The 13,791-nt window shown below is 62.8% G+C and carries 18 protein-coding genes; 9 read left to right on the top strand and 9 right to left on the bottom strand.

Annotated features, from left to right (window positions below):
• Window positions 1-46 precede the first annotated feature (46 nt).
• The gene (locus AC1DVS_RS26305) at window positions 47-535 is read left to right on the top strand and encodes a hypothetical protein (RefSeq protein ID WP_478027468.1); all 489 of its coding nucleotides are present in this window, start codon (window positions 47-49) and stop codon (window positions 533-535) included.
• A gap of 1 nt (window position 536) precedes the next feature.
• Here the strand turns inward: AC1DVS_RS26305 and AC1DVS_RS26310 are convergent, their stop codons facing one another.
• From AC1DVS_RS26310 to AC1DVS_RS26320, 3 genes are read right to left on the bottom strand one after another with little or no spacing between them, the layout of a single operon-like run.
• On the bottom strand, window positions 537-962 hold the full coding sequence (locus AC1DVS_RS26310) for a nuclear transport factor 2 family protein (RefSeq protein ID WP_478027469.1): 426 nt from the start codon (window positions 960-962) through the stop codon (window positions 537-539).
• On the bottom strand, window positions 943-2,193 hold the full coding sequence (locus AC1DVS_RS26315; RefSeq protein ID WP_478027470.1) for a mechanosensitive ion channel family protein: 1,251 nt from the start codon (window positions 2,191-2,193) through the stop codon (window positions 943-945). The genes AC1DVS_RS26310 and AC1DVS_RS26315 overlap by 20 nt, the downstream gene beginning before the upstream one ends.
• A gap of 4 nt (window positions 2,194-2,197) precedes the next feature.
• Window positions 2,198-3,211 (bottom strand): DNA topoisomerase IB, encoded by a 1,014-nt coding sequence (locus AC1DVS_RS26320; protein ID WP_478027471.1) that lies wholly within the window; start codon window positions 3,209-3,211, stop codon window positions 2,198-2,200.
• Between the two features lie 105 nt (window positions 3,212-3,316).
• Between AC1DVS_RS26320 and AC1DVS_RS26325 the strand changes: the two genes are divergently transcribed.
• Entirely contained in the window at window positions 3,317-3,868 is a 552-nt protein-coding gene (locus tag AC1DVS_RS26325) for a type 1 glutamine amidotransferase domain-containing protein (protein ID WP_478027472.1), read from the top strand.
• Here the strand turns inward: AC1DVS_RS26325 and AC1DVS_RS26330 are convergent.
• From AC1DVS_RS26330 to AC1DVS_RS26340, 3 genes are read right to left on the bottom strand one after another with little or no spacing between them, the layout of a single operon-like run.
• Window positions 3,819-5,000, bottom strand: a complete 1,182-nt coding sequence (locus AC1DVS_RS26330; RefSeq protein WP_478027473.1) for an acyltransferase family protein — start codon at window positions 4,998-5,000, stop codon at window positions 3,819-3,821. The genes AC1DVS_RS26325 and AC1DVS_RS26330 overlap by 50 nt on opposite strands.
• On the bottom strand, window positions 4,952-6,313 hold the full coding sequence (locus AC1DVS_RS26335) for a putative O-glycosylation ligase, exosortase A system-associated (RefSeq protein ID WP_478027474.1): 1,362 nt from the start codon (window positions 6,311-6,313) through the stop codon (window positions 4,952-4,954). The genes AC1DVS_RS26330 and AC1DVS_RS26335 overlap by 49 nt, the downstream gene beginning before the upstream one ends.
• The gene (locus tag AC1DVS_RS26340) at window positions 6,306-6,446 is read right to left on the bottom strand and encodes a hypothetical protein (protein WP_478027475.1); all 141 of its coding nucleotides are present in this window, start codon (window positions 6,444-6,446) and stop codon (window positions 6,306-6,308) included. Before AC1DVS_RS26340 ends, AC1DVS_RS26335 begins: the two co-directional genes overlap by 8 nt.
• Window positions 6,447-6,545: 99 nt before the next feature.
• Here AC1DVS_RS26340 and AC1DVS_RS26345 point away from each other — a divergent pair, with 99 nt between their 5' ends.
• Together AC1DVS_RS26345 and AC1DVS_RS26350 are read left to right on the top strand one after the other, a co-directional pair.
• Window positions 6,546-7,787 (top strand): TIGR04063 family PEP-CTERM/XrtA system glycosyltransferase, encoded by a 1,242-nt coding sequence (locus AC1DVS_RS26345; RefSeq protein ID WP_478027476.1) that lies wholly within the window; start codon window positions 6,546-6,548, stop codon window positions 7,785-7,787.
• Window positions 7,757-8,890: a hypothetical protein gene (locus AC1DVS_RS26350; protein WP_478027477.1), complete on the top strand. Its 1,134-nt coding sequence runs from the start codon at window positions 7,757-7,759 to the stop codon at window positions 8,888-8,890. Before AC1DVS_RS26345 ends, AC1DVS_RS26350 begins: the two co-directional genes overlap by 31 nt.
• Before the next feature lie 3 nt (window positions 8,891-8,893).
• On the opposite strand, the gene AC1DVS_RS26355 is transcribed toward AC1DVS_RS26350, so the two are convergent.
• Window positions 8,894-9,205: a hypothetical protein gene (locus tag AC1DVS_RS26355; RefSeq protein ID WP_478027478.1), complete on the bottom strand. Its 312-nt coding sequence runs from the start codon at window positions 9,203-9,205 to the stop codon at window positions 8,894-8,896.
• On the bottom strand, window positions 9,202-9,429 hold the full coding sequence (locus AC1DVS_RS26360) for a hypothetical protein (protein WP_478027479.1): 228 nt from the start codon (window positions 9,427-9,429) through the stop codon (window positions 9,202-9,204). The genes AC1DVS_RS26355 and AC1DVS_RS26360 overlap by 4 nt, the downstream gene beginning before the upstream one ends.
• Before the next feature lie 89 nt (window positions 9,430-9,518).
• Between AC1DVS_RS26360 and AC1DVS_RS26365 the strand changes: the two genes are divergently transcribed.
• Complete coding sequence (locus tag AC1DVS_RS26365) at window positions 9,519-10,157, top strand: S24 family peptidase (RefSeq protein WP_478027480.1); 639 nt, start codon at window positions 9,519-9,521, stop codon at window positions 10,155-10,157.
• A gap of 340 nt (window positions 10,158-10,497) precedes the next feature.
• Here the strand turns inward: AC1DVS_RS26365 and AC1DVS_RS26370 are convergent, their stop codons facing one another.
• Window positions 10,498-10,677 (bottom strand): hypothetical protein, encoded by a 180-nt coding sequence (locus AC1DVS_RS26370; RefSeq protein ID WP_478027481.1) that lies wholly within the window; start codon window positions 10,675-10,677, stop codon window positions 10,498-10,500.
• Window positions 10,678-10,842: 165 nt separating this feature from the next.
• On the opposite strand from AC1DVS_RS26370, the gene AC1DVS_RS26375 reads away from it, so the two are divergent.
• From AC1DVS_RS26375 to AC1DVS_RS26390, 4 genes are all read left to right on the top strand, one after another.
• Window positions 10,843-11,055 (top strand): hypothetical protein, encoded by a 213-nt coding sequence (locus tag AC1DVS_RS26375; protein ID WP_478027482.1) that lies wholly within the window; start codon window positions 10,843-10,845, stop codon window positions 11,053-11,055.
• A gap of 234 nt (window positions 11,056-11,289) precedes the next feature.
• On the top strand, window positions 11,290-11,823 hold the full coding sequence (locus AC1DVS_RS26380; protein ID WP_478027483.1) for a hypothetical protein: 534 nt from the start codon (window positions 11,290-11,292) through the stop codon (window positions 11,821-11,823).
• Between the two features lie 426 nt (window positions 11,824-12,249).
• Window positions 12,250-13,116, top strand: a complete 867-nt coding sequence (locus tag AC1DVS_RS26385) for a TolB-like translocation protein (RefSeq protein WP_478027484.1) — start codon at window positions 12,250-12,252, stop codon at window positions 13,114-13,116.
• A gap of 90 nt (window positions 13,117-13,206) precedes the next feature.
• On the top strand, window positions 13,207-13,530 hold the full coding sequence (locus tag AC1DVS_RS26390) for a hypothetical protein (protein WP_478027485.1): 324 nt from the start codon (window positions 13,207-13,209) through the stop codon (window positions 13,528-13,530).
• Window positions 13,531-13,791 lie beyond the last annotated feature (261 nt).

Here is a 13,791-nt window from a genome sequence, read left to right on the forward strand (position 1 = left end):
CCCACGTCTATCTGRCCTTCCATATTCAGGGGCCGGGAGCTTTCAAATGATCTTTCACGTTTCGATCGACGCCGATCAGCCGCAGCATGTCGCCGAGGTGCTGGCGGAAATATGGGGCGGGCAGGCAACGCCGTTTCCGCCGGTGATCGCCGGCAGCTGGATGGCGATGGCAGGGGACGAGCGGAACACCACCATAGAGATTTATCCGCGCGGCACTGAACTCATGCCAGCCGATGGAGACGCCGATTCCTACGGCATCATCGGCGCGCCGGATCGGCACTCGGCGACTCACATCGCGATTGCGACCAGGCTCGACAGGGAAGCCGTCTACGCCATCGCGCAGCGCGAGGGCTGGCCGGTCAAATATCGCAAGCGCGGCGGCGTGTTCGGCGTCATCGAGTTCTGGATCGAGGGCAGCCGGATGATCGAGATACTGACGCCTGAGATGCAGGACGAATATCTGGGCGCCATGACGGTCGAGAACTGGAACGGCCTGCGCACCTCGATCAGGGGCGGACCGCCCGTGCCGGCGTGACCTAACCGGGCTGCTTCGCCACGAATTTCCCGCCCGAATAGCTTTCGCCGAAATAGACATGGGCGCTGCGGATCTGGCCATCGGCAACGATGAGATATTCGGTGTTGCGGAACTGCACGCCGTCATCGGTCGTGACGAGATAGGTGATATAGGCGCCGTCGATATCGGCGGTGATCCGCTCCAGTTGGAACTCGGCGAAATGGTCGCCCGGCGGCCAGCAGCGCTCGAAAAAGGCGTCGCGGTCGATCGCGTCGTCATAGGGGCTGGTGAAGGTGAAATTGGGGGCGAGCAGCGCCTCGCTGTCCTCGCGCCGGCGATCGCGAAACGCCTCGAACTGCGCGCGAACGATCGCCTCGATGCTGCCGCGCAGGGTCTTGGTCGGGTCCGGCGTCAGGTCGCGGTGCTGGTCAGTGGCTGGTGTCCTCATCGACTGCAGAACGATCGGCCGATGGCTTTAGTTCAGCCGTCGTCTTTGGATCGTCCGCGACCAGCTCCGCATTCTGCCCATAGTCCGGCGCCTCGGGATAGGGCCGGATCATGCCGCCCCGCGGCGCCGCGGTGAAGGCGGTCTGGGTGGGATAAGCGAGGTCGATCCCCTCGGCATTCAGTCGCTTGATGATCCCAAGACCGATCGCGTGCCGCGCGTCGAAAAAGTCCTGGAACGCTGCCGTCGGCGAATCGAACTCTACATCGAAATTATAGCTGGAATCGCCAAAGCCGATAAAGCCGGCCCGCACGAACGTTCGACCGCAGCCCTCGATGATTTCCTTCAATATGTGCGGCAGCTGTTCCATCTTCTCGACCGGCGTCCATTGCGCAAGGGCGAGGGTGAACTGGACGCGCCGATAGGCACGCTGCGAATTGTTGAGGATCTCCTTGTCGAGCAGGTTGCGGTTCGCGATGATCCGCTCTTCGCCGGTGGCGGCGCGGATGCGGGTCGATTTCAGCCCGATCGCCTCGACCGTGCCCGACGATTTGTCATAGGTGATCGCATCGCCGCGCCGGAACGGCCGGTCGAAGATGATCGCCAGCGCAGCGAACAGATCGGCGAAGATGCCCTGCGCGGCAAGGCCGATCGCAATGCCGCCGACGCCGAGGCCCGCGACGAGGCCGGTGACGCTGACCCCCAGATTGTCGAGCACCACGATCAGCGCGATCGCGAACAGCACGAAAGTGACGAGCAGGCGGATGATCCCCATCGCGCTGCCGATCGCCTCACCCGAATATTCCTCGGAATGGGCGCGGTGCTCGACCGCGCCGAGGATGATCTCGCGCGCCCAGATCGCGGCCTGGAACACGGCTGCGACGGTGAAGAGGAAGTTGATGGTCATCGCCAGTTCGGCGGGTGGATCGGCATAGCCATCGACCAGCTTGGCCGCGACCATGACGATGAAGAAATTGCCGGTCTTGACGATGGCGCGGCCGAACACCGCCCCCCAGCCATTGAGGCTCGGGCTGTTGCTGCACAGCCGGTGGCCAAGCCTTCTCAGGAAAATCAGCGCCGCGACGATGACGGCTGCAATGCCGGCCGCGACGAGGATCTGCGCCCAATGCGCCATCAGCCAGGCATAGCTTACCGTAAGCAGGGTCTCGGCCTGGTTGTGCACGTCGTGGACGCGCAGCGACGAAAAGATCGGTGTGCTGCTATTGCCGGGCATGAGGTCAGGCGGCCTTGGCCGGCGCCGCGATCGGGCCGTTCTCGAGGAAAGCGATCAGACCGCGTTCGGCGCGGGAGAGATATTGAGTGGCACGGGGCATCTGCATTGACCGTAGCCCGGCCTGCCCGTCCTTGACCAGCGCGATCAGCGCCGGATGGACATAGGATTTCCGCGCGATCGCCGGCGTGTTGCCGAGCGCCTCGGTCACCGGCTCGAGCATTGTCTTGAGGCTGATGTCATGATCCGCCGTCGCGAGCGCCTCGAAAGCGAGCACGCTCGCCCCCCAGGTGCGGAAATGCTTGGCTGAATAATGCTCGCCCATTGCCTCGCGGATATAGGCGTTCACGTCCGACGAGGTCACCGGATGCGCCTCGCCCTCAGCATCGATCCAGCGGAAGAGGTGCTGGCCCGGCAGGTCCTGGCATTTCTTGACGAAGCGGCTGAGCGACCGGTCAGTGATCGTCAGGACTCGCAGCTTGCCTGATTTGGCCTTGTATTGAAGCTTCAGCGTGCGCCCCTTGAGGAGGGCGTGGCGCTTGCGCAGCGTGGTCGCGCCGAAGCTCTTGTTCGCCTTCACATAGCCTTCATTGCCGATCCGGACATGGCCGAGATCGAGCAGCCGCACGATCGCCGCGACCGCGGTTTCCTTGTCGAGGCCGCGGCGGTTCAGATCCTGCTCGACCCGCGCGCGCAATTTGGGCAGCGCCCGGCCGAACGGCGCGCACAGCTCATATTTCGCCGATTCCTGCGCCTCGCGGAATTCGGTGTGGTAGCGATATTGCTTGCGGCCCCTCTCGTCCCAGCCGATCGCCTGGATATGGCCGTTCGGGTCAGGGCAGAACCAGGCGTCGCGATAGGCGGGTGGCAGGCCGATATGGTTCAGCCGGTCGATCTCGTCGCGATCGGTGATGCGGTTGCCGTCGATGTCGTAATAGGCCCAGCCATGGCGTATTTTCTTTCGGGTGATGCCCGGCTCATTGCCGTCGGAATAGGTGATGTTGGAGGGGGTGGTTGCCATTGGGGTCCTTCGTCAGACCTTTAGAAATGCGCGGCCTGTCGCTTCGTTCCGGAACGGGGGGCGGTTGCGGGGGTTGGAAGCTGCTCAGATCACAGGAGCTTTGTCATGGCCGATCTTTCCAACGCACATGTGCTGATCCTCGCGACTGACGGATTCGAGCAGGATGAGCTGTTCAAGCCGCGCCAGGCGTTGCTCGACGCCGGCGTGCGCGTCACGCTTGCCTCGCTCAAGACCGATCCGATCCAGGGCATGAAGCATGACGAGAAGGGCGATACGATCGTCCCGGACCTCGTCGTCGGTGCCGTGGATACCGATGACTATACCGCGCTGCTGCTGCCCGGCGGTGTCGCCAATCCCGACAAGCTCAGAATGAGTGATCGTGCCATCGAGATCGTCGAGGAGTTTGTCGAAGACGGCAAATATGTCGCGGCGATCTGCCATGCGCCCTGGCTTCTGGTCGAAGCCGACGTCGTCGACGGTGTGAAGATGACGAGTTGGCCGTCGCTGCGGACCGATCTCGCCAATGCCGGCGCGACGGTGGTCGATCAGGAGGTGGTGCGCGACGGGCAGTTCATCACCAGCCGCAAGCCTGACGACATCCCCGCGTTCAACCAGGCGTTGATTGCTGCGCTTGAGGAGGAGATGGCGGAGGCGTGAGGTCAAGATCTTCCGCCCGCTTGCGGAAGGGGAACGTGAGGCCATTCACCCATGCCTGCGCCGGCCGCTCGATCAGGTGATAGAGCGCCACTGAGCTGCCCAGCACCATCGCGAGATACAAGGCGACGAGGATCGGCGGGATGGCATGGGCGTCGTCGACAAAGGCGAGCTTGAAAACGACGAACAGCAGGAAATGGCCGAGATAGGTCGCGTAACTGATCTCGCCGAGATAGTGCACCGCCGCGATCTCCAGCGGATTGCCGCGCCTGTCGGAGGTCAGCGCGAGCGCGAGCAGAAGGCCTGCCAGCGCGGGCGGGACCGACAGCGTCTCGGGCAAGAACCTGGTGGCCCAGCACATCAGCAGCACAATCCCCGTCACAACACCGGCCATGGCGGGAAGGGCAGGAGCGCCGCGCCACCGCAGCCAGAGCGCACAGATTGCGGTGCCGGCGGTGAATTCGGTCACGCAGCGCAACAGGCCGAACCGGGCGATGTCGCTGCCGAGCGTCGCGCCGCCAAAGCTCGCCATGACGAGGTGCAGCATCGCGAAAAGAACGCCGATCGCAGCGAGGATCACCACCGTCGGCAGGCGGCGCCAGTCCACGGCGAGCATCAGCAGCGGGAACAACAGATAGGCGCCGAGCTCGGCGCTGATCGACCAGCTCGGATCGTTCCAGGCGAGATGATCGGTGAAGCCCCAGTTCTGCAGCAACAGCACATGCAGCGGAAGCTCGGCGAACGGATAATGATGCGGGTTCACCCGCCCGGTCGCGGCCAGCAGCAACGCCAGGCCGATCGCGCAGCCGAGCATGACGAGGTGCAGCGGCCAGATACGGGCAATCCGCTTCTGCAGGAAACGCGGCACCACGCGCCACCCGCCGGTGCGAATCCGTTCGCCCCAGGTCAGCCAGATGACGAAGCCCGAGAGCAGGAAGAAGAAATCGACCGCGAGATAGCCCTTGCCGAACACCGTCACCAATGCCGGCGGCAGTCCCGCGATCGAGAAGCGGATATGATACAGGACGACGAACCACGCCGCGATCCCGCGAACGCTGGTCAGGGCACGGAGCTCGGCGCGATCCTTCACGCCGGTTCGGGCAGGGTCGGCCGGGTACGCTTCATCGGCCGCCATGACGCTTCGCTCCGCTTGCGCGCGAGATAGGTGTCGAGCCCGATCTGCGCGCCGATCAGCATATAGATGAAGGGCTGGAAGGCGATAGCGATGAACGCGGCGCCGAGCAGATAGACGATATGCCCCGCCTGCAGCGCGCCCGCCAGCGGCGCGATCCAGGCCTGGTCGGGCGGTGCCTTGCGATAGCGCTGGCGGATCACCTCCATCCGCACGATGCCCATCAGGTTGATCGCCAGCCACAGAATCAAACCCGGCCAGCCCTGCTCGCCCAGCATCTCGAAATAGGCGCTGTGGAAGGCGCGCGCCTTGTCGATCGTCAATTTCTTCTCGACGGTCGCATTCGCCGCCGTCCCCTCCACCTTCTCGGTGTCGTAGCGGATCTGGTTCTGGCGATACATTTCGAAGCCGCCGCCGAACGGATGGTCCTTCGCGTAGTCCCAGGTCCATTTCCACACGGCCAGACGGGTCGAGGCGGATTCATCGGCCTTGTAGGTCTTGATCGTGCTCATCCGGTCCGTGAAGGCGGAGGGCAGCAGCGGCACCGCGGCAAGCCCCATCACGCCGAGCAGGCCGAGATAGAGGAATTTCCGCTTCATATCGCGCAGCATCAGTATAGCGACCAGCCCGATGCAGAGCAGGCCCGTCCGGGTCGAGGTGCCGACCGGGATCAACAGGCAGGAAAAGACCAGCGCGTAGCAAAAGCCCTTCACCTTCCAGTCGGGTGGAAAGATCGTGCCGTGCCTGGTGAACCACAGGATCAGCGGAATGATCGCGATGGCGACCGTCGAGATCGTGCTGCCCTCGTACAGCCCCGAATTATTGTCGACCATCAGGTTCAATGAGCCATAGCCGCCGCCGCCGCTCGCGATCGTCTTGATGCCGCCGACGATGACGATCGACGAGGCGGAGAGGATCATGATCAGCAGCAGCGATTCTATGCGCAGCCGGGTCCGCAATGTGAGCGGCAGGAAGGCGGCAAAGGCGAGCGCCTTCCACACCCACCCCCATTTATCGAGCGCCTCGATCGGGAAGTCAGCCGTACGCGTGGTTTGCCAGCAATAGAGCAGCAGCGCCGCGATCAGCAGCTGGCGCGGCGCGACCTTGGTATCGCGCTTGTCGTCGACCAGCGCCCAGGCGGCGACGCAAAGGCCGACTGCGATCATCGAGATCGGCACGCTGTTGAGCAGATAATAGGTCAGCCGCTGCGGGCTGACGATGTCGATATAGACATAGGCGAGCACGAAGATGAACGGCTTGCGAAAGCCGCCCAGGAAAAAGGCCCCGAGAAAGGCAATGAAGAAGAGATCACGCACCGGGCACGTCTCTGTTCCGGGACGCGGGCTCGTTCGGGCCCGGCTCGCGATCGAGATCGGGGCGGCGGAGCAACAGCCACAGGGCAAGCAGCATCAGTCCGTGGCTGACGGCGAGCGCGAAATTGTCGATCATGCCCTTCGCCCAGCCACCGATTGTCCAAATATGCAGGAAGAGAGATACGCCGCACCGGGTTGAGGCTCCGTTAAGCGTTATCTGCCAGTGAAATCGGCAATGCGCATCCTCCACATCCTCGATCACGGCCTGCCCCTGCAGAGCGGCTACACCTTCCGCACGCGCGCGATCCTGAAGAGCCAGATGCGGCGCGGCTGGGAGGTCGCGGCGGTGACGGGCCCGCGCCAGGGCAAGACCGACCATCAGGCCGAGACGGTCGACGGCATCCACTTCCATCGCACCACGGCGCCCAGGCCGCTGGCCAGCCCCTTTGGCGAACTCAGCGAAATCCGCGCCTTCGCGAAACGGATCGACTCCGTGGTCGACGAATTCCAGCCCGACATCCTCCACGCCCATTCGCCGGTGCTCGACGCCCTTGCCGGCCTCCGCGTCGCCCGCAAGCGCAAGCTGCCCTTCGTCTACGAGATCCGCGCCTTCTGGGAGGATGCGGCAGTCAGCAATGGCACCGCGCGCGAGGGGTCGGCCCGCTACCGCACGACTCGTGCACTCGAAACCTGGGCGGTGAAGAAAGCCGATGCTGTCGCCGTGATCTGCGACGGGTTGCGCCGCGATCTGGTGACACGCGGGATCGACCCGTCGAAGATCTTCGTTTCGCCCAACGGCGTCGATCTCGACATGTTCGGCGCGCCGCTCCCGCCGGACCGCGAACTCGCCCGCTCCCTTGGGCTCGACGGTGCCGAGGTGATCGGCTTCATCGGCAGCTTCTACGATTATGAAGGCCTCGATGATCTCATCGCGGCGATGCCGATGCTGGTCGCCTCGCGCCCGACCGCGCATCTCGTCCTGGTCGGCGGCGGGCCGATGGAGCAGGCGTTGCGGGCGCAGGCGGCGGCATCCCCGGTTGCCGATCACATCCGCTTCATCGGCCGCGTGCCGCATGACGAGGTCGATCGCTATTACAGCCTGATCGACATCCTCGCCTATCCGCGCAAGCGCATGCGCCTCACCGACCTCGTCACGCCGCTCAAGCCTCTCGAAGCGATGGCGCAGCGCCGGCTCGTCGCTGCGTCCGACGTCGGCGGCCACCGCGAGCTGATTCGGCATGGTGAGACGGGCACCCTGTTTCCGCCGGGCGACCCCCAGGCAATGGCCCGCAGCCTCGCCGGATTGCTCGCTAATCAGGACATCTGGGAGCAGCGCCGTACCCGTGGCCGCGCCTTTGTTGAAACTGAGCGAAATTGGTCTATCAACGTCAGTCGTTACGCCCCTGTTTACCAAAAACTAACCAAAACCATGGCAACTGAGACCGCATGGACTTCACCGCCCGCCGTCAACGCCTGAATATACCCGTCGCGCCGCTTGCGGCTGCGCTGGTCGGCGGCGTCACTGCGCTTGCTTTTGCCTTGATGCCGGTCGGGATTCTCGAAGATTTCGTGCTCGATAGTGGCGTCGCTACGATCATGCCGGCAGCCGAACCACCGCTGGGCGTTACCGCCCGTACGGTACTGATCCTGGTCGGCGGCGGCGGCATCGCCCTGATCACATGGTTCACCCTGCTCCTGGTGCTCGGCGCCCGCGCGATCGTCATCCAGCGGGCGAGCGAAGACGGCGAAGAGCCGCCACTGGTGCTGCGTCGCGCCGATGCGCATCCCGATGCGCCGGCGCGTCGGCCGCTGTCCGCCACGCGCGATCTCGGCACGCCCTTTCTCGATATTCGCGCTGATCGTCCGATCCATGTCACCGCCGAAATGCCCGAAGAGGCGAGGCAGGCTGACGTCGCACCCGCATTCGTGCCGCCATTGGCGGAGCGTGAGATCCCGGCCGATCTCGACACGCCGCTGGCCGCGTTCGATCCGGATGCGATCCCGGCCACACCGGTGGCCACCTGGCCCCCCAGGCGCGCACCGCTGGTCGATGGCCCGCGCCCGCAGAATAATGTCGTCGGTATCGATGCCGCCCCCTTCAATCCCGACGCGATTCCGGGTGGGCCTACCAGCGCGGTCCCCACGCGTGACCCGGCCCCGATCCGTGAGCCGGCCCCCATCCGTGAACCGGCCGTTGTGTGTGAACCGGCCCCAATCCGTGACCCGGCTCCTATGCGCGATCTGGCCGCCATGCGGGAATCGCCAATCCAGCCCCCGCGTCGGCAGGTCTATGATCCGGGTGAGCGTTTCGAGACATTCGAGCTGAAGCCGCCGGTGCGTAGCCCGGCACCTGCCGACCCTGCGCCGGCTTCCGAGTCGGTATCGCGTCCAGTCCCGTCGCGTCCGCGCGATTCAGCGCGCGTCGAGACGGATCCCTCGGCCAGCATTCACGCGTTGCTCGACCGGCTCGAGCGCGTCGTCGGCCGCCGCGAGGTCATGGCCCCGCCGCCACCGCCCGTGCATCAGGACAGCCTTCAGGAAACACTGGGAACGCTGCGGCGCCTCGCCTCCAGGGGCTGATGCTCACTCCTCGACGGTAAGCGCCTCGAGCCGGATCGTCGCAAACCCATCCGCCCGCCGGACTGACGTTACAACGACATCAGCGACCAGATGGCCGCGGATCGGCAAATCCGCCTCGGGCAGTTCCGCCAGCCACGCATCCAGGGCACCCGATTCGTCAGCTTCCAGAGTCACGTCGTGCCGCGCGCCGGTGAAGGTCGCGCTCGCCCAGCGGGTCCAGTCGGATGCCTTCAACCGCACCGGAGAGCCTGCGCGCCCGGCATTGGCCTCGAGCGCGCGAACCAGCGCGGTGCCTGGATCAGGACCGCGGCTCATTGCCCCGAGTCCTGTTTCATGGCGCCCGGTTTGTCTGGCTGGCCCTCGGCGCCCCGTGCGATAAACGCCTCGATGCGGGCGACGAGATGCGCGCCCGGTTCACGGCCATTCTTCAAGTCTCCCACCAGCCGTGGGTCATTGACGGCGAGGCGGCCGAATCTGGTCGGCGGCATCGCGGTTTTCTTCAGGTACAGCTCGATCTTCCGCAGCATCGACATATCCATCGCCCTTTCCGAGTCTCTGTGATGTGTTCTCGATCTGTTCCATAATTTCCAACTTGTCTAGGAAAAATCCTACGTCTATTAGAGCCGATATGGACACAGCCGATCCCCGTGCGGCGCTGGACGCGCTCGTTATCAAAAGCGGCGAAAGCTATGCCGCGCTGTCGCGCATGCTTCAGCGCAACGAGGCCTATCTCCAGCAATATGTGAAGCGCGGCACACCCCGGCTCTTGGCCGAGCGAGACCGCAAATTGCTCGCGAGCTATTTCCGCGTGGACGAAGCCGTGCTGGGCGGCCCTGTGTCGGACGCGATCATCCCGCCAAGCGCCCAGGTCCGCCGGCTCGACATCGCTGCGTCCGCCGGTCCGGGCGTGCTGGCCGAGGATGATCGGGTGCTGGGCAGCGAATATTTCGATCCGCGCCTGCTCCATTCGCTCGGCGTGCGCGCTGACCGGAGCGCAGCGCTTCGCGCCAAGGGTGAATCCATGGCGCCGACGATCGAGGACGGGGATCTGATGCTGGTCGACGAGAGCGACCGCCGGATTTCCGCGCGGGACGGAATCTTCGTGATCCGCATCGACGGCGCACTGATGGTGAAGCGCGTCGCGCATTTCGGCGAAGTGCTGAAGATCACCAGCGACAACCCCGATTTCCCGGTGATGCTGCCGAGGCGTTCGGACTCGATCGAGATCGTCGGCCGCGTCGTCTGGCTATCGCGCACGCTTAAGTGAGGTCGACTGCAAACGCGCGCTGAGTAACAGCGATCTGGCAAATCCTCCCCCTGGCGGGCTACGGCATTCACACATCGCGACGCGCTTCTCTTCTCCCTCTCCCAGCGGGAGAGGGAAGGGGCCCGTCACGAAGTGACGGGAAGGGTGAGKGTGACCAGCATTCAACCTCACCCCCGCGCTGCTGCGCAGCTTGCCCCTCTCCTAAAAGGAGAGGGGAAGAAGGGCGCCGCACAATGTGTGAATCCGGTAGCCCTGGCGGGGGAGGATCGAAGAAGTCCGCCGTCACAGCCGTTCCGACAAGACGTGCTTGCGGTCGACATAGCCGCCTAAAATAAAAGGCCTAACCCCGCCGATCAAACAACCAGATAACCAGCGCAATAGCGGCACCCCCGCCAACCCCGATCAGGAATCCGGCCGTAACCTGCCCCCTGGAAAGCCCGATCACGGCACCCCCCATCGCGCCGATCGCGATCAGTGCGCCACCGGCAATTGGGTTACGGGCTGGGGGTTTGCTGGCCATGGATCCGCTCTGCCATGTCCCGCCGCAGGACGCCAGCGTCCCGCTGCGGGACCAGTGGGGCGGCCCTCGGAGCGGCGTTTACCATTAACCACCGCACTAAGCGCCAATCCCGCCGCTCTGGCACGAGCCTTGTAACGAGACCTTGGCTGAACCGAGGAAACCACGATGTCGTACATGCCCTATCTCGCTGACAGAGCCCAGGTTGTGGATGCGACCACGCTGATTGCCCTGTTCGGCGACGATGCCGGCATGGAAGCCGCGGCCCGCGCCGACGAGAGCCGCGACATCGGCAATTACCTCCACTTCTGCCGCTGGCGGCAGATCGAGCGGCTGATCGTCCTGCTCTCGGTCGACAGCGCTGTCGGCACGGTGCACTAAGGGCCTGCGTTAGGCGGCCTGATCGGTAAAAATCGATTGGTATCGATTGGCGATCAGGCGAGCGCGGCGTCTGTTACGGTGACACGTGCAATAACCCCTTTACTCGGGCGGGCGCGGGACGGTGTCAATTTTGAAGTGCAACAGTAGGCGCTGCGGTGGCGGCGTTTTCGGCGATCTGATGATAGACCTATAGGCATCAGGAAGTCAGGGATTTTTCCCAGGGTGGAGTATCTCATGGCCGTGACAAAAATAGCGCGCCCCTTTGGTTCGGTCGCGATTTTCTCATGTCTTCTACTCGCCGCGTCTTGTGGCACTCAGGAAAAACCTGCTGAAAATCGTCGCGCCTCGATTGTCGCGGCGCATATCGATGCGTTCCGCAAGGGGCCGTCTGCGGAGCAAGAAGAACATATATGGACGGACCTTATCGATCGTTTTCATCGCAACCCTGAGCTAGCAAGCGATGAGGACATGAACGCTTTGATTAAATTGATGAGTGCTCCCAATGATATGGATCGAGAGCGTGCGGCAATAGTCCTCGGGGAACTCGGTATGAGGGCGCGGCCCGCTGCGCCAGCACTAATTTCTGCTTTCAAAGAAGTTGAGTGTTTGCGCGTGGATCGTTCTTCTGCACAGAGTATTGCTGCTGTACTTACGAAGATAAATGTGCCCATCCCTTTCAGCGGGTGCAATCCGTTTCTTGAAACAATGATAACTCATAAAGGAGAGGATTACATTAAAGAAAGCGAAAGCAATACTACAACTTACTGACAATTATAGTTACGGCAACATGGCGCATAATTGCCTTAGCAATTGCGGTGGCAAACGCAACAATCCTTTACCATAATGCGAGTTACTCTGCTAACTTATCAAATACAGTGATCGCTGGTTTAGATCGTGCCTCCAACTCAAGACAGGCATTGATGTGCGCATCAGGCCTCGTCCTTCTCCCCAACACCCGGATCACCGCAGACCCCGATCGCTGGTCGACAATGATATCCTCCGCTTAGAGATCACAAGCGTCATGCTCGGTTCCAAGCCGCTCCCACCGCTTCGCCGCTCGTTCCTGCTCGTTGCGCTCGATCACATTGAAGATCGCCCCATAATCGCGTGTGGCATATAAGAATGGCGCGGCACGGGCTGCAGGAAAAGAGGTTCAAAATGCCGGAACGCATAAAAGCTGGAACCCCTTTTCGAATGGCGTGCCTGGCGACCGCGCTCCTGGTGACGGCGGGCGCGACAGCGGCTGGTTCGGCCCGCACCGATCCCGTGGTCGAGCCCGGCATCGTTTCCACGGCTGCGGCAGAGGTGCGGATTGCCTATCGGCCCGACGGGCGGCAGATCGTCTGGGGCAGTATCGGCCGCGAGGCCGCGCCCGATCAGCAAGACATATGGGAAATACACCGCACTGCGTCGGGCTGGTCCGCCCCGGCGCGCGCCTCCTTCGACACCAACGCAGTCGAGTTCGATCCCGCTTTCTCGCGAGACTCGCGGCATCTCTATTTCGATTCGGATCGGGCAGGTGGGTTCGGCGGCACCGATGTCTATGTGGTTGATGTGGACGCCGTCACCGGGCGCTTCTCCTTGCCCCGGAACCTCGGCAAGGGAGTGAATTCGAAAGGGGACGAATGGGCACCGACCCCGACCGCACGGGACACGCTGCTTTTTGCGTCCGACGGCTGGGGCGGCGAGGGGAAACACGACCTGCTCGAAGCGAATTTGCGTCACCCGAGCGCGCCCCGGAACCTGGGGCCCAGGATCAATGGCCCGGACGAGGATTTCGATGCCGCCCTCTCGTCGGACGGCAAGACGCTGATCTTCAGCTCAGGTACGATGAGCGATACCGCGGCCGACGTGCACCTGTTCAGATCGCGATTTACAAGCAAGGGCTGGGCTCGTCGCGAACGCCTCGCGCTGGGATGCTCGGACTTCGTGATCGGGTCCGCGTTCGCGGTACATCGGCCTGACCTGCTCTATTACTCGGCCAATTGTCCGAACGGTCGCGGACGAATGGATATCCGCGTCGGACGCTTGGAAAAGCCTCTGCCAGGGCCTCGGCCGTGAGCTCCCGCCCACGCCGAAGCCAGATCCAGAACCAAGGCACATCAAGATTGATGATTGAGGAAAAATATGAGGCGAAACAACGAATTGCAGATGATGTTGGATGGCGAGAAGCCGATGGCGGTATTTTATCGAGCAGTTCCCGAGAGATTCGATGAAAAGAGCGGGCAGCCATTCGATGAATTTGTCAAATCCGGGAAAATTGGCCGCCTGACATTCTACATTAAAAATAAGTCTCAGGACTTCAGAATATTTTATACAGTCTATACTTTACGTGGCGAAGAGTGGCGGGCGGAAATGTATAAAAAATCTGAAGAAGATGGGTCAAAATATTTGGAGCGAGGACATGCAAGCTATCGAAGGTTTGTTGTACGGGTACCGAAAATAGTAAGTATACTACCATTTTCTCCGAGCTAACCCTTGCCAAGCGGTTGGTCGCTGTCTGGAGATTGTCGCAGGTGTCCGAAAAGGCGAGCAGGCGCATCATCAGCCTTCCGCCATGACCTGTACATTGTTCTGTACAGGTAGGAAATGTCAGTGACCCCTCATGACATTCCCAACACCGCGGAGACGCTGAGCGCTGTCCGCACTTGTCTCGGCCCATGCCCTGACTGCCAATACCCCCGATAGGCACGACAAAACTCTCCAACACGGGCGCGCCGCTTTCCGGGCATTTCC

The organism is Sphingomonas sp. P3_C5, assembly GCF_056402635.1.